At 47.4% G+C, this 18661-nt stretch carries 12 protein-coding genes; 9 read left to right on the plus strand and 3 right to left on the minus strand.

Features of this window, described 5'->3' with window-relative positions; translation table 11 throughout:
- Positions 1–13: 13 nt before the first annotated feature.
- The gene (locus VC28_RS00985) at positions 14–2812 is read right to left on the minus strand and encodes a response regulator (protein WP_231591607.1); all 2799 of its coding nucleotides are present in this window, start codon (positions 2810–2812) and stop codon (positions 14–16) included.
- 139 nt (positions 2813–2951) lie between these two features.
- On the opposite strand from VC28_RS00985, the gene cysM reads away from it, so the two are divergent.
- From cysM to VC28_RS01020, 6 genes are all read left to right on the plus strand, one after another.
- Positions 2952–3839 carry a cysteine synthase CysM gene (gene cysM / locus VC28_RS00990; RefSeq protein ID WP_049629026.1) on the plus strand — a complete coding sequence of 296 codons (888 nt, stop codon included), beginning with the start codon at positions 2952–2954 and terminating at the stop codon, positions 3837–3839.
- A gap of 164 nt (positions 3840–4003) precedes the next feature.
- The gene (locus tag VC28_RS01000; RefSeq protein ID WP_197085467.1) at positions 4004–5479 is read left to right on the plus strand and encodes a CotH kinase family protein; all 1476 of its coding nucleotides are present in this window, start codon (positions 4004–4006) and stop codon (positions 5477–5479) included.
- 86 nt (positions 5480–5565) lie between these two features.
- Complete coding sequence (rlmD, locus tag VC28_RS01005; RefSeq protein WP_049629029.1) at positions 5566–7098, plus strand: 23S rRNA (uracil(1939)-C(5))-methyltransferase RlmD; 1533 nt, start codon at positions 5566–5568, stop codon at positions 7096–7098.
- 87 nt (positions 7099–7185) lie between these two features.
- Positions 7186–9426: a GTP diphosphokinase gene (gene relA / locus VC28_RS01010; protein WP_049629030.1), complete on the plus strand. Its 2241-nt coding sequence runs from the start codon at positions 7186–7188 to the stop codon at positions 9424–9426.
- 29 nt (positions 9427–9455) lie between these two features.
- Positions 9456–10250 carry a nucleoside triphosphate pyrophosphohydrolase gene (mazG, locus tag VC28_RS01015; protein ID WP_082191353.1) on the plus strand — a complete coding sequence of 265 codons (795 nt, stop codon included), beginning with the start codon at positions 9456–9458 and terminating at the stop codon, positions 10248–10250.
- A 281-nt stretch (positions 10251–10531) separates the two neighbouring features.
- Positions 10532–11746 carry an HD-GYP domain-containing protein gene (locus VC28_RS01020; RefSeq protein ID WP_231591608.1) on the plus strand — a complete coding sequence of 405 codons (1215 nt, stop codon included), beginning with the start codon at positions 10532–10534 and terminating at the stop codon, positions 11744–11746.
- A gap of 72 nt (positions 11747–11818) precedes the next feature.
- Here the strand turns inward: VC28_RS01020 and VC28_RS01025 are convergent, their stop codons facing one another.
- The gene (locus tag VC28_RS01025) at positions 11819–12586 is read right to left on the minus strand and encodes a pseudouridine synthase (RefSeq protein ID WP_049629031.1); all 768 of its coding nucleotides are present in this window, start codon (positions 12584–12586) and stop codon (positions 11819–11821) included.
- Positions 12587–12814: 228 nt separating this feature from the next.
- Here VC28_RS01025 and VC28_RS01030 point away from each other — a divergent pair, with 228 nt between their 5' ends.
- A complete protein-coding gene (locus VC28_RS01030; RefSeq protein WP_049629032.1) occupies positions 12815–15040 on the plus strand; it encodes an NADP-dependent isocitrate dehydrogenase in 2226 nt (741 codons plus the stop codon).
- A 181-nt stretch (positions 15041–15221) separates the two neighbouring features.
- Here the strand turns inward: VC28_RS01030 and cspD are convergent, their stop codons facing one another.
- A complete protein-coding gene (gene cspD / locus VC28_RS01035) occupies positions 15222–15440 on the minus strand; it encodes a cold shock domain-containing protein CspD (RefSeq protein WP_049629033.1) in 219 nt (72 codons plus the stop codon).
- A 329-nt stretch (positions 15441–15769) separates the two neighbouring features.
- Here cspD and clpS point away from each other — a divergent pair, with 329 nt between their 5' ends.
- A complete protein-coding gene (gene clpS / locus VC28_RS01040; RefSeq protein ID WP_049629034.1) occupies positions 15770–16141 on the plus strand; it encodes an ATP-dependent Clp protease adapter ClpS in 372 nt (123 codons plus the stop codon).
- A gap of 125 nt (positions 16142–16266) precedes the next feature.
- Positions 16267–18558, plus strand: a complete 2292-nt coding sequence (clpA, locus tag VC28_RS01045; protein ID WP_049629035.1) for an ATP-dependent Clp protease ATP-binding subunit ClpA — start codon at positions 16267–16269, stop codon at positions 18556–18558.
- Positions 18559–18661: the final 103 nt, after the last annotated feature.

The following is an 18661-nucleotide window of genomic DNA, read 5'->3' on the forward strand; positions in this document are numbered from 1 at the left end:
AGCGCAAGCCTCATTAGGCTTCGCTAGTTTCCAGCCCAAATAATGCATCAATATTTTTATTGCGCCCCCAGTTAATCAAATCATCCAAAGCATGATTAAGTGCGGGTATCGCATCGCGTGCTTGTTCGTGTTGTTTGCTTTGGAATAATTTGTCCAGCAAGCCGCTGATGTGTTTTAAGCGGGGTACACCACAATAGCAACTACTGCCATAAAGCTTATGAATCAGCTCGCTCAACTCGTTAAAGTTTCCATCTTGCAATGCCAGATTAATTAACTGCTTTTCCTCTTCCAATCCAGCCAAAAGCATACGGAGCATATCGCGCGCCAATGCAGGTTTATTGTTCGCAAGCTTCAAACACAGTTGAATATCGACCGAACCGGTGAGGTCTTCTGTTGGTAAAAGCTCGCGCAGTGGATGTTGTGGTTTTTCATCGGCTTGGATAACGACTTCTTTTTTTCCAGACAAACTTGCCCAGCGGTTAATGATGTGTGCAAGTTGGGTTTCGTTAACGGGTTTGCTAATACAGTCGTCCATACCAGCAATCAGTAGCTCGGCTTTTTGCTCGGTGATGGTGTGCGCTGTCAGTGCAATTATCGGTGTGCGGCGCTTGCCTTGTTCTTGCGCGCGGATGTGGCGCGTTGCCTCCATGCCATCCATGCCGGGCATTTGGATATCCATAAACACAACATCAAATTCCTGATTGCTGCAGGCTTCAATTGCCTGTTTCCCATTGCTAGCTTGCACAACCTGGGTATTGAGACCGCGCAACAATTCCGAGGCGAGTTGTAAGTTGGCAGGGTTGTCATCAACCAGTAAAACAGAAACGCTGGGGCGTAGTGCTTCTTCGTCTTGTTCGCGCATATCTTTGATATGCAAATCCAATTGTCTGCCCAGGGTTTGTAAAAGCGCATCGTAGGCGATGGGTTTATTGATAAACAAAACCTGCGAGCGTTCCGAGTGAGCGCGGAATAAACGTTGATGTGCGGGCGTACAGCAGGCGATCAACGTACAATTAAACTCAGCGTTTAATTGTTCGGCAAGATTGTTGAGCAATACCGGTGGAATTTTTCGCTCATTGGGTGCAATGTCCAAAATGAGCAAATCAAAGTTATTATTTTCATTGCGTGCATTGCGCAAAATTGGAAAACAATCATGAATAGCCGGAATGCTTTGGGTGTTGCCTTTCCATTCATGCAATAGATTATCGATTTGTTTTAGTGAAGCTGTATTTTCGCCGCACAACAAAATGCGATAGTCTTCCAGGTTGGCAAGTTGGCTGGTGGAGGGCTGGCGTTTGTCGATTCCCAAACGTGCAGTAAACCAGAATGTCGAGCCTTTATCCGGTTCACTGACAACACCGATTTCACCGTGCATACGCTCAACCAATCCTTTGCAAATGGCTAACCCCAAGCCTGTTCCTTCGTGTTCGCGTGTATTGGATGAATCAGCTTGGTTAAAAGGGCTGAACAATTGTTCCTGCTCTTCGCGGGTGAGTCCTATACCTTCATCGCTAACACACACCTTTAATGTAATTTGTGTTTCCTGCTGCTGAAGTACACTCACATCAATTACTACATTACCTGCGTTGCTGTATTTGATTGCATTACTCACCAGGTTGGACAGCACCTGTTTAAAGCGCAGCGCATCGCCCAATAAATTTTTGGGAATGCCTGGCTCGACATAATTAATAAGCTCCAAATGTTTTTCATGTGCATCGGGTGCCAGTATGTGGAGTACTTCGTCAATGCAGCTGCGTACAGGCAGCGGTGCATAGTCCAGTGTTAATTTGCCTGATTCAATTTTGGAAAAGTCGAGAATACCGTTGATAACGGTTAGCAGGTTTTGCGCAGAGTCGCGGATAGTTTCTAAATATTCACGCTGCTGTTCATTGAGTTCGGTTTTTAAGGCGAGGTTGATAAAGCCCAATATGCCGTTAAGTGGTGTGCGAATTTCATGGCTGGTATTGGCAAGAAATTCTGATTTTACACGGCTCGCTTCCAAGGCTTCTTTGCGTGCTAAATCCAGTTCTACGTTTTGGATTTCAATGGTTTCCAGAGTTTCGCGCAAATCTTCAATGGCGTGGTCGATATGCGATTGCATATCGGCTTGCGCGGCTTCCATGTAATCTGCCATGGTGTTGATGGATTCGGCAAGGCCAAAAAATTCACTGGAATTTTGTTGTTCAACCCGCTCATTTAACCGGCCACGAGCCAGCGCATGTACAACATTTTTAATATGTTCCAGCGGATCAGTAATTCGGTAGTAAAGTGCAATCGCAAAGTAAGCGCCGATGATCAAACATAAGAACGTCAATGCAATGGTCAGCACTACTGCTTCATAGCGCACCACAGCATAAGGCGCAGCCATCAATTCAATTTCTAACCAGCCAATCGGTTGTTTATTGTCGAGATTCACTAATGGGTTGGAGAAGCGCAGGGTGCGATAGGTTTTCCGCTCCAGCGGCTGGTGCATGTCAGGCTCACGTTTATCTTCTGTTTCCATAAACTGTGGGCCACTGTGGAAGTGTTTGTCATGATCTGCGTAATACGCATGGATTGCACGTATATAAGGTTCTTCCAGGGATGCATCGAGGATGTGTTGTACCAGTTCGGTATTACCATCGATAAGTGGTTTATGTAAAAGATGTGCAGTTTTTTGTGCAAGCACACTACCGCGCAAATCGATAAATTTATTGATTTGTGAAATACATAAATAGGTAAGGCTTATCGCAATCAGAATAATCATGCTGATGGAGGGGATAAAAATCAGACGCCAGACATCGGATTTAATACTGCTGCGTTTATTGTTCATAGGCGATGGTCTTTTATAAGTAGGGATTTCTGCTGTGCATATGCCCTTGGGTGTTCGCAGTGTCGGAGATCGCAGGTAGAATAGCCGCCTCACGCGCGCCAGTGCAACCGTCGAGCATATCTGTAAACCTGAGGTCATTATGGATTTTCCCACTATCGAAGCTTTTGTTGGCAATACCCCTCTGGTGCGTTTGCAGCGCTTGTCTGGTGAGACCAGCAATGTTGTGTTGGTAAAGTTGGAAGGAAATAATCCGGCGGGTTCGGTTAAAGATCGCCCGGCGCTGTCGATGATCAGCCGCGCTGAACTGCGAGGCGATATCAAACCCGGTGATACGCTCATTGAAGCAACCAGCGGCAACACCGGCATTGCATTGGCGATGGTGGCGGCTATTAAAGGTTACCGCATGATTCTAATCATGCCCGATAACTCAACTGCTGAGCGCAAAGCGTCAATGGCTGCTTATGGTGCTGAGCTGATTTTGGTGAGTAAAGAAGCGGGCATGGAAGGCGCGCGCGATCTCGCACTCAAGATGCAGGCCGAAGGCAAAGGGAAAGTGCTCGACCAATTTGGTAATGCCGATAATCCACTCGCACATTACTCCAGCACCGGCCCTGAAATTTGGCAGCAAACCGGTGGCTCGGTTACCCATTTTGTCAGCTCAATGGGAACGACCGGCACCATCATGGGCACTTCGCGCTTTTTGAAAGAGAAAAACCCGCACATTCAAATTATTGGATTGCAACCTGCAGAAGGTGCGCAAATTCCTGGTATCCGCCGCTGGCCTGAAGCTTATTTGCCTAAAATATACGAGCGTGATCGCGTAGACGGAATTGTCAGTATGCCGCAGGCATTGGCTGAACAGACCATGCGTGAGCTTGCGCGCAAAGAGGGAATTTTTTGCGGAGTATCTTCCGGCGGTGCTGTTGCTGCGGCGCTGGAGTTGAGCCAGCAAGTTGAGCATGCGGTGATAGTGGCGATTATCTGTGACCGGGGTGATCGTTACTTGTCGTCAGGGCTGTTTAATTAGTTTCGTTATCATCCATTAACGATATTCTGTTTAATAAATTGCCTTCCGTTTTTATTGTTTTTAATAAAGCCAATTGGCTTTATGTGTTTGTCATTGTGTTGCAAAAATCCAACCGGCAAGTTCTCAATATGTTTTATTTACAATAACAAATCAGGATGTTTTGTATGAAGATCACTTATTATTTTTCGCTCATTTTTATAGTAAGCACGTTACTCGGTTGCGGTGGCGGTGGAGGGAGTTCTACAAAACCAACCAACAATAGCTCGGCTGTTGCTGCTGCATCGTCAATACTTGCAACGACTTCATCTGCTTTGTCATCTTCATCCTCATCAGTCATCAGTGCACCCAGTACCAGTTGGGCTGCATCAAGCAAACCGGCTGATTTTCCTGTGGGCGTAGCAGAAGCCTTGCCTGCGTTGAATATCACAACGGTTAATTCAGCACCGATTGTGTCAAAAGAAACCTATTTGAATGGCAACTTTTCACTGACTGATATGGATGGCGCAAAAGTGGAAGGCACTTTGGAAATCCGTGGCCGTGGTAATTCCACGTGGGATTGGCCGAAAAAGCCCTATCGCCTCAAGCTAACCAGCTCAGCTCAAATGTTGGGTATGCCCTCTAGCAGACACTGGGTGTTGCTCGCCAATTATGCTGACAAACCGCTGATGCGCAATGACATCGCTTTCATGTTTAGCCGCCATGCGGGTATGGAATACACCACCCGCAACCAATACGTTGAATTGACGTTGAATGGAAATTACCAAGGCGTGTACCAGTTGGTTGAACATATCCGTGTGGCAAAAGACCGTGTGAATATTCCCGAATTAAAAGCGGCAGATACTGATGCTGAAAAAATTACCGGCGGTTATTTAATGGAAGTGGATTTCCGTATGCACAAAGATTATTGCAAAGGAGCAGCCTGGGACCCTGTTTGTGTAAATGGCGTGAACACCGCAAGAGAAACGACTTACTGTATTGATTCCAGCCATGGTATGAATCCGTTTTGTGTGGATACACCGGAAACTTTATTGGAAGCTGATTGGGCTGCACAGCGTGAATATATCGGCCAATATATTATCGATACCGAAGCGGCGTTATTTGGCAATAATTTTACCGACGAGCAATTGGGTTATGCGGCGTACATCGATGTTGATTCCGCAATTAATTACTACTTGATCAATGAACTGTTCAAAAATCCCGATGGTGCGGTAGCCAGTTTCTATCTGTATAAAAAACGCAATGGAAAATTATTCTTTGGCCCTGTGTGGGACTTTGATTTGGCGATGGGGAATGCCGGTTACGATAATGTCGATAAAGTGGATGGTTGGCATATACGCCCATCTCCCTGGTTTAATCGTTTGTTCCAGGACCCGGCGTTTCAGGCAAAAGTCACCGCGCGTTGGAATACGCTGAAAGCAGAAGGAAAGTTGGATTACATTTTCCAATATGCCGAAGCGCGTGCGGCTTGGCTGGATAAAGTGCAAGCAAAAAATTACACCATCTGGTCAATTACTGATTTTGCCTCCTGGATCCTGCACGGCACTCACGGCGGTACAGGCAGTTACGAAGCAGAAAGCAAAGAATTGATTCGCTGGCAGCGTGAGCGTTATTTGTGGATTGATGCCCAGCTTAATCCATAACGCCCAGCTCAATTTATAAATCCCAGGGCAGTGCATTGCTTCATGTGAAAATGCACTGCCAGTATTTGTTTCACTGGAAATAATCCATGTCCAATCGCAATGGCAAAAGTGGCAATTCATCCACCGGCAAAACGTCCAAGGGAAGTGGTTCCAACGGTGGCGGTAGCCTGTTAGGTAAAAAACCGCGCCCTAAAAAAGACGGTGGCTCCAAAAAAGAAGGGAGTGTTTATATCCGCGATGATGCGCCGCGTATGAATGCGGCACGTGTTGCGGAAAAAGTGTTACCTCAAACTAACAAGCGATTGGGCGAGTTTACGATTGAGCGTTGGAGCCACGATGGCCGTGGGTTGACGCACATTGATGGCAAAACCCTGTTTGTCAGTGGTGCCTTACCAGGTGAGAAAATTACAGCGCGCTTAGTGGAGGAGCACTCGCGTTTTATTGAAGCGCGTGTGGATGAGATTCTGGAGCCGGTCGCTGAGCGCAGGGAGCCACCTTGTCCGCATTATGCTCGTTGCGGTGGTTGCCAGTTGCAACACATTGATCCAGCAACCCAGTTGGCGATGAAACAGCAAAGCCTGCTGCAACAATTGCAAAATTGGGGCGGCGTAATCCCCAAACGCGTATTGCCTGCTATCAGTAGTAACAGTGTTGCGTATCGCAGTCGTGCGCGGCTTGGGGTTTGGTATGAGGCCGATGGCAGTGTGAGCTTGGGCTTTCGTCAGCAGCAGAGTAATGCCATTACGCCGATAGAAACCTGCCTGGTGTTGGCACCAGAGTTGAATGTGCTGTTGGCACCTGTGCGGCAATGGTTGGGTAATTTGCGTGCGAATAAAGCCGTGGCTCACGTTGAGCTCGTGCGCAGCAAAAATACCAGCGCCATTATTTTGCGACACACCAAAAAACTGGCCGAAGCCGATCTAGCCTCGCTTGCTGTTCTGGCCAGTGAATACGCATGCCAGATCTGGCTGGAACCGAATGGCAATGTGGGATTAACGCAGCTGGATGGCACAGTCTGTGATCCTCGTTTGGTTTATGACGTGAATGCACTTGAGCTGGTGTTTCATCCGCAGGATTTTACGCAGGTAAATCCTATCATTAACCAGCAGATGGTTGCCCAGGCGTTGGAGCTACTTGCGCTTACGCCCTCGCAGCGAGTGCTGGATTTGTTTTGCGGTATCGGCAATTTCACGCTGCCTATCGCACAACAGTGTGCGGAAGTGATTGGCATAGAGGCAGTGGAATCGATGGTGGCGCGCGGGCGCGAAAATGCCGGGCGGCTTGATATTGCGAATGCTACGTTTGTTGCCGCCAATCTTGCCAATATGACCCATACTCAGTTGCAGCGTTTGGTGGGGAATGGGCAGGGGATCGATGCTATTTTGCTTGATCCGCCCCGCGATGGTGCAAAAGATATTATTGGTAGCATCCAACGATGGGTTTCCGGCAAGCAACTTTCCCCTCAGCGGATTGTCTACGTGAGTTGCAATCCCGCTACCTTGGCGCGCGATGCCGCATTACTGGTTGAAGCAGGATACTCCCTGGATGCGGTAGGTGTGTTGGATATGTTCCCGCATACCAGCCATGTCGAGTCTATGGCGTTGTTTTTGCTTAAGTAGATTCTTTTTTTTGAAGGTGTTTTTTGGGAAACACCTTGTCAGGACATCGCTTTGTCAGGAAGACGATTTTTTTGAAGTGAATAACTTATGGTTAAAGTCAGAGCAGATCATCCGATGGCGGCGGATGGACAGGTTGATATAGATGCCTGGATTGATCGCCTCAATAAGACCTATACCCAATCGGATGCGAACCGTGCCGAGCTGCGCCGTGCAGCCGAGCTGAGCCTGTCGCTTGTCGATATCCATGCGGACGATGACCACAACTGGGGAGAAGATTTCTCCTGCTTCCGTATTGGCCTTGAAATGGCAGAGATTCTGGCTGACTTACAGTTGGATCACGAAGCGCTGGTCGCTGCAATTCTGTATCGCGCGGTACGCGAACATAAAATCACCCTTGCCGATGTCCAGTCGCGTTTTGGCGACACGGTCAGCAAGCTGGTCAAAGGTGTATTGCGCATGGCGGCGATCAGCTACCAGCGCAATGAAGAAGAGCGTGTGCTGGGTTCCCAAGCGACGGAGCAAGCAGAAAAAATCCGCAAAATGCTGGTGTCGATGGTTGATGATGTGCGGGTTGCATTAATCAAGCTGGCAGAGCGTACCTGTGCAATTCGCTCGGTGAAAAACGCCGAACCCGATCGCCGTCGGCAAGTTGCACGGGAAGTGGCCGATATTTACGCACCCTTGGCGCATCGGTTAGGCATCGGCCACATTAAATGGGAGCTGGAAGATTTATCCTTCCGCTACTTGCAGCCCGATGACTACAAACGCATCGCCAAACTCTTGGATGAACGCCGGCTCGCGCGGCAAGAATACATCGATAATTTGCTCAACCTGTTGCGCAGTGAGTTGGCAAAGGCGGGCATTGAAGGCTCGGTTGGTGGGCGCGCCAAGCACATATATAGCATCTGGCGGAAAATGCAGCGCAAGGGCATTCCGTTCTCGCAAGTCTACGATATCCGCGCGGTGCGGATTTTGGTTCCCAGCGTACGCGATTGTTACGCTGTGCTCGGTATTGTCCACAGCTTGTGGCGCAACATCCCCCACGAATTTGATGACTATATCGCCTCGCCCAAAGAAAATGGTTATCGCTCATTGCATACCGCGGTCTGGGGGCCAGAAAACAAAGTACTGGAAATCCAGATCCGTACCCAGGAAATGCACGAAGAATCCGAACTGGGTGTTTGCGCCCACTGGCGTTACAAAGGGACAGATACCAAAGCGGCGCAAGACGGATACGAGCAAAAAATTGCCTGGTTGCGTCAGGTGCTGGAATGGCATGAAGAACTCGGTGGTGATTCAGGCCACTTGCAGGAAGATTTGCGCTCAGTCAATCAGGACCGCATTTACGTTTTTACCCCCGAAGGGCACGTGGTGGATTTGCCGCGTACGGCAACGCCGCTCGATTTTGCGTACAAAATCCATACCGATGTCGGGCATCGCTGCCGCGGTGCAAAAGTTAATAACCGCATAGTGCCGCTCAATTACCAATTGGCCAATGCGGATCAGGTGGAAGTGCTGACCGGAAAATTGGAGTCGCCCAGCCGCGATTGGCTTAACGCGGCTCTTGGTTATGTGAATACCCCGCGTGCACGCGCCAAAATCCAGCACTGGTTTAAACAGCAGGCGCGCGATAAAAATATCGCCGAAGGTCAGGCGCTGCTTGATCGCGAATTCAAGCGCTTGGCATTGCTCGATCTCGACTTTGAAGAACTGGCGAAAAAGTTGCGGTTTAATTCGCTCGACGATCTTTATGCCGCCGTTGGCGCGAGCGATATAGGCGTTGGGCAAGTATTAAATGCGGCGCAAAAACAAGTGGACGATGCTGATCCACAGCAGCCACTCATTCCATTTAAAACCAAATCGCCACGGCAGAAAAAAGACTCGGATTTTTATATCGAAGGTGTGGGTAATTTACTCACGCAAATCGCTAACTGTTGTAATCCGGTTCCGGGCGATGCGATCACGGGTTACATCACTTTGGGCAAAGGTGTTTCCATCCATCGTCAGGATTGCTCCAATATTTTGCAGCTTCAAGCGGATGAACCCCAGCGTATTATCAAAGTGGAGTGGGGCGATACACCGCAAAGTTTCTACTCGGTAGATATAGTGATAGAAGCCTACGACCGCTATGGTTTGCTCAAGGATATTACCGTGCTGCTTGATGCCGAGCGCATCAATGTTATTGCGATGCAAACGCTGTCGGACAAGCGCAAAAATACGGTGGATATGCAGGTGACAGTAGAAATTCGCAGCTTCGATGAATTGAGCCGGATACTCACCAAGCTTAACCAGCTGCCGAACATCGCTTCGGCACGACGTAAACATTAATTTTTTTGCTCGGGGAAGAGGAAGGCGCAGTGGTTCAATACACAATCGATGATCTGCTTTATTTGATGGCACGTTTGCGCGATCCACAATCCGGCTGCCCTTGGGATATCAAGCAAGACTACGCCAGCATTGCGCCATCAACCCTGGAAGAGGCGTACGAAGTTGTTGATGCGATAGAAAAACAGGATTTTGTCCATCTCAAAGAAGAGCTGGGCGATTTACTTTTTCAAGTGATTTTCTATAGCCAACTAGGCAAAGAAGAAGAGCGTTTTGAATTTGCAGGCGTTGTTTCTGACTTGGTGGCTAAATTAATTCGCCGTCATCCCCATGTATTTCCCGATGGGACATTACATAGCCGAGTTGATAATCGCCACACCTTGCCAACGGATGTCAAAGCGCGCTGGGAGGCAATCAAACAACAAGAGCGTGCTGAAAAAGGTGCACAAGGTTTGTTGGCCGATGTGCCTTTGAATCTGCCATCACTCAGCCGCGCGGCGAAATTACAAAAGCGTGCCGCCAGTGTAGGGTTTGACTGGGACGATGTGTACGGCCCTATCGCCAAAGTGCGTGAAGAATTGCTCGAAGTAGAAGCGGAATTGGACTCAGGCGATACCAAGGCGCTGGAAGAGGAATTAGGTGATTTGTTATTTGCCGTGGTGAATATCGCCCGCTACCAAAAAATAGATCCTGAACAAGCGCTGCGTGTTGCTAATCAAAAATTTGAACAGCGTTTCCACTACATTGAAACCCACTCTGAACGGCCATTATCGGAAACATCGATTACCGAAATGAACCGTCTGTGGGAACAGGCAAAGCAGAGCTGATTCTGGTTGCTTTGCATCACTATTGATCCGCACTTTTCATCAACTCGCCATGCAGACAATGGCACCAAAAACCTCCAGTAAGTAATAACAGTAGTGCAAGCTCATAGCTTTTTATTACAAGGGTGCCTATCCAAAAGCAGCTATGATTCATAGGAATAAACCGTCGAAATACCTGCTGCAACAATAAAAATAGTGATAGTGAGGTTCCCTTGGGTTGGCGTGAATCGGATCGGTCTGGACCAGATCAGCGTGAAGTAAAGCCGGGCTATGTGGATAAGCGATTGAGCACTATCAAAATCCACATTTCCGAGCTGAAGATAGGTATGTTTGTCTCCAAGCTCGACCGCGATTGGCAGGAAACCCCCTTCCTGATGCAAGGCTTCATGATTGAAAGTCTGGATGATATAGACACCGTTGCCGAGTTTTCCCAGCATGTCTGGATTGATGCTGTCCGCGAAGAGTGGATTCCACCGGAGCAACGTGGTGTATCCGGCCCAGCCATTCCTAAAGTCAAAACCTACATCAATAAAATCGAGGCCCAAAAAGAGCATCAAGCTGCTCTGGGTGTGTTCCGCGAAGCTAAAAAGCTCACCAAAACATTATTGGACGACGTGCGTCTTGGCGGTGTTGTGAATACCGAGCAAGCCAAGGCGACAGTAAAAGATTGCGTCAATAGTATTTTGCGCAATGCCGATGCGTTGATATGGATGTCCAAAATGCGTAACGAGGATGAATACACGGCTGAGCATTGCCTGAATGTATGCATACTCGCAATTGCATTCGGCCGTCACTTGGGGATGAGCGAAGCAGAGCTGGAAAAGTTGGGGTTATGTGGCTTGTTGCACGATGTAGGCAAGATGCGTGTGTCACCCCAAATATTGAATAAACGTGAAGCATTGAGCGAAAAAGAATTCAATATTATCAAGGCTCATACTGTTCACGGCCGCAACTTATTAATGTCGTCACCTGGTGTTCCCAACTCAACGGTTGATGTTGCTTACAGTCATCACGAGCGAGTAGATGGAACTGGATATCCCCGTAAATTAAAAGCAGCAGGTATTTCCGATTTTGCGCGCATTATCGGTATTGTCGATGCCTATGATGCAATGACAGGGGATCGTTGTTATTCCCGCGCGATTCCCAGTACCGATGCGCTCAAGCGTATTTTTCATGATCGTGGAACGCATTTTGATGAGCGGCTTGCGCTGGAATTTATCAAGTGTGTTGGCTTGTATCCGCCCGGTAGCCTTGTTGAATTGGTGAATGGGTTGGTCGGGATAGTATTGGAGTCCAACCACAAGTATCGCCACTTGCCCAAAATTATTGTTGTGAAAGATTTGAATAAACCTCTCGATAAAGAGCGCATTATTAGTCTTAATGAAGTAGAACAAAAAAGTTTGGATAAATCCTATTTGATCAAGCGAGCACTGTGCGATGGTAGTTATGGAATTCGTATCAGGGAATACCGCGAGAAGGGGCTGACATTTACCTATTAGTATGTGAAGCGGATATTGTGCTTGAAAAAATTAAGGTGCCCCGCGGCACCTTAATTTTTTTGATGTGCTAAATCATTCAGGGTTGATGATCCGTTTGGGTTTCGATTTTTGGATCACAAGCGTTTTATGCGTATTCGCTGCGGGTGTTGATGATTTTGTTGCCCCAGATGAAGCGGGTTTATTTCCGCCCGTTTTATTATTCGGTTTAGTGTTTGTTTTATGACGACCCGGTGCGCGAGCATCCGGTTTTTTTGCATCACTGCGCGGACGAGCAGGCTTCGCTCCTGCCACTTTGGGTGCTTGTACCGTTTCAGTTTTGTATTTGCCAGGCTCGATACCTTCCAACGTCCAATTACCGATTTTTACCCGCACCAAACGCAGTGTTGGGTGGCCGACAGCAGCGGTCATCCTGCGTACTTGACGGTTGCGCCCTTCGCTAATGACGATCTCCAACCATTGCGTTGGAATATTCACGCGATCGCGAATAGGCGGGTTTCGCTCCCAAATTTTGGGTGAAGGAATCAAGCGCACTTCTGCTGGTTGCGTCATGCCATCATTCAGCTCAACGCCCTGGCGCAACTTGGTCAGAGCATAACTGTTGGGTGCGCCCTCAACCTGTACCCAATAGGTTTTTGGTTGTTTGTGCGCAGGGTGGCTGATGAAATGTTGCAAATCGCCGTCATCGGTCAGCAGTAACAACCCTTCAGAGTCGTGATCCAATCTGCCTGCCGGATAGACTTTTGGAATTTTGATGTAGTCTTTGAGCGTAGGGCGGCCCTCGCCATCGGTAAATTGCGAAAGCACACCAAAAGGTTTGTTAAACAGAATGAGAGAAGCCATAAACCCTTATACAACGTAATGGTTATCGAGGAAAAACTGGATTTTAGCCGAGATTGGCTCTGCCGCCAAAGCAACATAATTCATGCATAAACCCGGCTGGGGGTGTAGAATCGCCAGCGCTCTGGCAAGGGGTCGATCCCTGTGGCGGGGCTCTTTTTCTAAATTTTCATATTGTTAATGGTAGAGCTCACAAGGCCGAGCCGCATGAATTGATGGAGCCATCTTTAAATGACAGATTCAAAAATTATCTACACCCTTACCGACGAAGCCCCCGCCCTTGCCACTTACTCTTTGTTGCCGATAGTCCAGGCATACACCAAGTCTTCCGGTGTAGTGATTGAAACCCGTGATATTTCCCTGTCTGGCCGTATTATTGCCGCCTTCCCTGAGCGCTTGACTGATGCGCAGCGTATCGGCGACCACCTTGCCGAGTTGGGTCAATTAGCGACCACTCCAGAAGCCAATATCATCAAGCTGCCAAATATCAGTGCGTCTATCCCGCAATTGAAAGCGGCGATAAAAGAATTACAAGGCCAAGGTTATAACCTGCCTGATTACCCTGAAGTACCAGCGAATGACGAAGAAAAGAATTTCAAAGCGCGCTACGACAAAATTAAAGGTTCTGCGGTAAACCCGGTATTGCGTGAAGGTAACTCGGACCGCCGTGCGCCTTTGTCAGTTAAAAACTACGCGCGCAAAAACCCGCACAAAATGGGCGCTTGGTCCGCTGATTCAAAATCCCACGTTGCGCATATGAGCGGCAATGATTTCTACGGCAGCGAAAAATCCACCACCATTGCAGATGCAGGCAGTTTGAAGATTGAACTGGTTGCTGCTGATGGTTCGGTAAAAGTATTAAAAGAGTCTGTAAAAGTATTGGCTGGCGAGATTGTTGATGCATCTGTCATTAGCAAAAAAGCGCTACGCAGTTTTATCGCAGAACAAATCGAAGATGCAAAAAATACTGGTGTATTGCTGTCAGTCCACCTGAAAGCCACCATGATGAAAGTATCTGACCCCATTATTTTCGGTCATTTCGTATCTGTATTTTACGCTCCGGTATTGGAAAAACACGCGGCAGTAATTGCTGAGCTGGGTGTGGATGTCAACAACGGCATCGGTGATCTGTACACCAAAATCAAATCATTGCCAGCGGAAAAGCAAGCGGAAATCGAAGCGGACATCAAAGCGCTTTACGCAACTCGCCCGCAATTGGCGATGGTGAATTCTGACAAAGGCATCACCAATTTGCATGTGCCAAGCGATGTAATCGTAGACGCTTCTATGCCTGCGATGATTCGTGATTCCGGCAAAATGTGGAACGCTGAAGGCAAGCTGCAAGATACCAAAGCCTGCATTCCTGACCGTTGCTACGCTGGTGTTTATCAGGTTGTTATCGACGATTGTAAAAAGAACGGTGCATTCAACCCTGTGACTATGGGCAGCGTGCCAAACGTAGGTTTGATGGCGCAAGCCGCTGAAGAATACGGTTCACACGATAAAACTTTCCAAATCCCTGCGAGCGGTACTGTACGTTTGGTGGATGCCAACGGCAAAGTGGTACTGGAACAAGCGGTTGAAGAAGGTGATATTTTCCGTGCCTGTCAGGTAAAAGACCTGCCAGTGCAGGACTGGGTGAAACTGGCGGTTAACCGTGCGCGCGCAACCGGTACTCCGGCTGTGTTCTGGTTGGACGAGAAGCGTGCTCACGATGCCCAGTTGATCGCCAAGGTAAAAACCTATCTGAAAGACCACGATACCAACGGTCTTGAAATTCACATCATGTCACCGGAAGCGGCAACCCAGTTTTCATTGGATCGCATCCGTCAGGGTAAAGACACTATTTCTGTTACCGGCAATGTGTTGCGTGACTATCTGACTGACTTGTTCCCGATCATGGAATTAGGTACTTCAGCCAAAATGCTCTCTATCGTTCCATTAATGAATGGTGGCGGTTTGTTTGAGACGGGTGCGGGCGGTTCGGCTCCGAAGCACGTGCAGCAATTCGTTGAAGAAGGGCATCTGCGTTGGGATTCACTGGGTGAATTCCTGGCGTTGGCAGAGTCGTTGGATCATTACGGCAACGTAACCGGCAACGCCAAAGCCAAAGTACTCGCCAAAACGTTGGATCAGGCTAACGGCTTATTCCTGGACAACAACAAGTCGCCAGGCCGTGCAGTAGGTGAGTTTGATAACCGCGGTAGTCATTTCTATTTGGCTATGTACTGGGCACAAACCCTGGCTGCTCAAACTGAAGATGCTGAATTGGCTGCCCAATTCGCACCTTTGGCCAAAACACTGACTGACAACGAAAGTAAAATAGTGGCAGAGCTGATTGCTGCAGGTGGTAAGCCGGTCGATTTGGGTGGTTACTATCGCCCGGACACGGCAAAAACATCGTCGGCGATGCGCCCAAGCCCAACACTCAATGCTGCGTTGGTTAGTTTAGGCTGATGAGTTGCTGGTTAAACCAGCACAGATAACACGGAAAGCCTCTGGTGGAAACACGAGAGGCTTTTTTATTGGGTATTTATCAATCGGAAGTCTACGCAATCAACAAATTCATTTATAAATCGTTGATGCACCCTTAAGGCAAGAGATTATCTGTATCTAATTGATAAATAGAAGAATTGACTCAATGGCTCATATTGGCAGGTGCAGAGATATTGACTGCATGCAAACCTTTATCCCCTTTTGTTATATCAAACGTGACCTGCTGGCCAGCTTTGAGAGTTTTATAACCCTCCATTGATATCGCGGAATAATGTGCAAACAAGTCTTCCCCGCCTTCATCCGCCAGAATGAAGCCATAACCTTTTGCATTGTTAAACCATTTTACGGTGCCTGTTGACATACATTGGAGTCCTTCTGCCCAGGTGATGCCCTTGAAAAACATCACTGTCGTTATTATTTTCCCAAGAACAGCTATTGCTCGGGGTTGGACGAATTGCTGGTTTTTGTAACCTTGCTGAATTTTTCAGAATTGTTATTAGAGCCTCTGTGCTTTTATTCGGACGCTTGTTAGGCAAGGTGCCGCATTTGTGTGCACGGAGTGTTCTTTTTTTATCCAACAATTGATCTAAAGTCAAGCGGTAAACCGTATCCGGCGCTATTAGGGGTTGATATACCTATGAGTTACAATGCGCACCATTAACCAATCTTTTTATTTTGTATTGAATCTCTATGGGCAATCTCCAAAACCTTCTACTAACCTTAAGTAAAGATGATGACAATTCTGCCGATGAGTCTGATGGTGGTTTGGCAGTTCTGACATCCAAGCCAAAGCTCAAACGGCCTCCTATGTACAAGGTGATGTTGCTGAACGACGATTACACACCTATGGATTTTGTGGTGGAAATACTGGAGATGTTTTTCTCCATGTCGCGCGAGAAAGCAACTCATGTGATGTTAACAGTACATGTTCACGGCAAAGCGGTATGCGGCATCTATACTCGTGATATTGCTGAAACTAAAGCGGCACAAGTGAATCAATATTCAAGGGAAAACCAACATCCGTTGTTGTGTGAAATTGAAGCAGTTGATGATGGTGAGTAAAAAGACTTGTCTGAATGTTCAGATCATGTTCAGCAAGCAACAGCTTAGATTGGTCTACAGATCGTTGTAAGGTTTATAAGCTGTGAGAAGATTCTAAATTTGTTGGTTAGATGAGGGTAAGCGCGATGTTAAGTAAAGATCTTGAAGTAACCTTAAATCTTGCTTTCAAAGGTGCGCGTTCCAAGCGACACGAATTCATGACGGTCGAGCATCTGTTGTTGGCGCTTATCGATAATGATTCGGCAGCAAACGTGCTGCGTGCTTGTGGTGCAGACTTGATGAGTTTGCGCAAAGAACTAATTGAGTTTGTTGACTCCACTACACCACTCATTCCGGAGAATGATTCCGAGCGCGAGACGCAACCAACACTGGGGTTTCAGCGAGTGTTGCAACGCGCTGTATTCCATGTCCAATCATCAGGCAAACAAGAAGTAACGGGTGCTAACGTTCTTGTCGCTATTTTTAGTGAGCAAGAGAGTCAGGCTGTTTATTATCTTAAACAACAAAGCATCGCCCGTATTGATGTAGTGAATTACATCACTCACGGTATCCACAAAGTGTCTGGTCATACCGATCACACCCATGACCAGCATTCATCGCAAGAAAATCAGGATGAAGAAACTACCAGTGCTGAGTCTACATCGCAAAGTCCATTAGAAAGTTTCGCCAGCAATTTGAATGAAGCTGCAATGCAAGGGCGCATAGATCCTTTGGTGGGTCGTGAATATGAAGTTGAGCGTGTTTGCCAAATTCTATCGCGTCGTCGCAAGAACAATCCTTTGTTAGTGGGCGAGTCCGGTGTAGGAAAAACTGCTATTGCGGAAGGTTTGGCCAAACGAATTGTAGATGGTGATGTCCCCGAAAATTTGGCCGACAGTGTGGTTTACTCATTGGATATGGGCGCACTCTTGGCGGGCACTAAATATCGCGGTGATTTTGAAAAGCGTTTCAAAAGTTTATTGAATGAACTGAAGAAACAAAAAAATTCAATTTTATTTATTGATGAGATCCATACCATTATCGGTGCAGGGGCTGCGTCGGGTGGTGTTATGGATGCATCCAATTTGTTGAAGCCTTTGTTGTCGTCAGGTGAAATTCGCTGTATGGGGTCAACCACCTATCAGGAGTATCGCGGTATTTTTGATAAAGACCGTGCGCTTTCCCGTCGTTTCCAAAAAGTGGATGTGAATGAGCCTAGTGTTGAAGAAACCTACCAAATCCTGAAAGGTTTGAAGAGTCGTTTTGAGCAGCATCACAGTTTGCGTTATACCGATGCTGCGTTGCGTGCTGCTGCTGAATTAGCTGAGCGTTACATCAACGACCGCTTTCTGCCAGACAAAGCAATTGATGTTATCGATGAAGCGGGTGCGTATCAGCAATTACAGGCTCCCAGCAAACGCAAGAAAACTATCGGCGTTACTGATGTGGAAAACGTAGTGGCAAAAATTGCGCGTATTCCCCCAAAAAGCGTTTCTTCTTCCGATAAAGAACAGCTGCGCAAACTGGATCAGAATCTGAAAATGACTGTATTTGGTCAGGACGAGGCAATCGATACCCTTGCTACTGCAATTAAATTGTCTCGCGCTGGTTTGGGATCAACAGAAAAGCCAATCGGTTCATTTTTGTTTGCTGGTCCAACGGGTGTGGGTAAGACAGAAGTTTGCCGTCAGTTGGCAAAATGCATGGGTATGGAGTTAGTTCGCTTTGATATGTCGGAGTATATGGAGCGCCATACCGTATCGCGTTTAATTGGTGCGCCGCCGGGTTATGTGGGTTTTGATCAGGGTGGCTTGTTAACTGATGCCATTACCAAGCAGCCGCACTGTGTATTGTTATTGGATGAAATTGAGAAGGCGCATCCAGAGGTATTTAACTTGCTGCTGCAAGTGATGGATCATGGCAGCCTTACTGATAACAATGGACGCAAAGCAGACTTCCGAAACGTCATTTTGATTATGACAACCAACGCAGGTGCGGAATTGATGAGCAGGGCATCTATTGGCTTCACTCATCAGGATCACACCACCGATGGTATGGAAGCAATCAAGAAGATGTTTACGCCTGAATTCCGCAACCGTTTGGATGCGATTGTTCAGTTTGCATCACTGACGTTGAATACCATCAAAACAGTGGTTGATAAATTCCTGATGGAATTGCAAACCCAGTTGGATGATAAGCATGTGACGCTTGAGATCAGTGATGAGGCGCGAGAGTGGCTGGCGATCCATGGATACGATGTCAAAATGGGGGCTCGCCCGATGGCTCGGTTAATTCAGGATAAATTGAAAAAACCGTTGGCAGAGGAGATTCTGTTTGGCTCTCTCTCTCATGGTGGTGGTACTGTCGTAGTGGATGTGGATTCGGTTGAAGACAAAATTGTTATCGATGTCAGAGCCAAGCACGCATTGCCCGCTTGATAGTATTGTTGTCGAAATAGGGAAAAATAAAAAAGCCGCAGAAATGCGGCTTTTTTATTGTCTGTGACTCGTCCTGAATAAAGTTGACACTTTTCTACTCTCT

This window comes from Cellvibrio sp. pealriver (assembly GCF_001183545.1).
In the GTDB taxonomy this organism is placed as follows: domain Bacteria; phylum Pseudomonadota; class Gammaproteobacteria; order Pseudomonadales; family Cellvibrionaceae; genus Cellvibrio.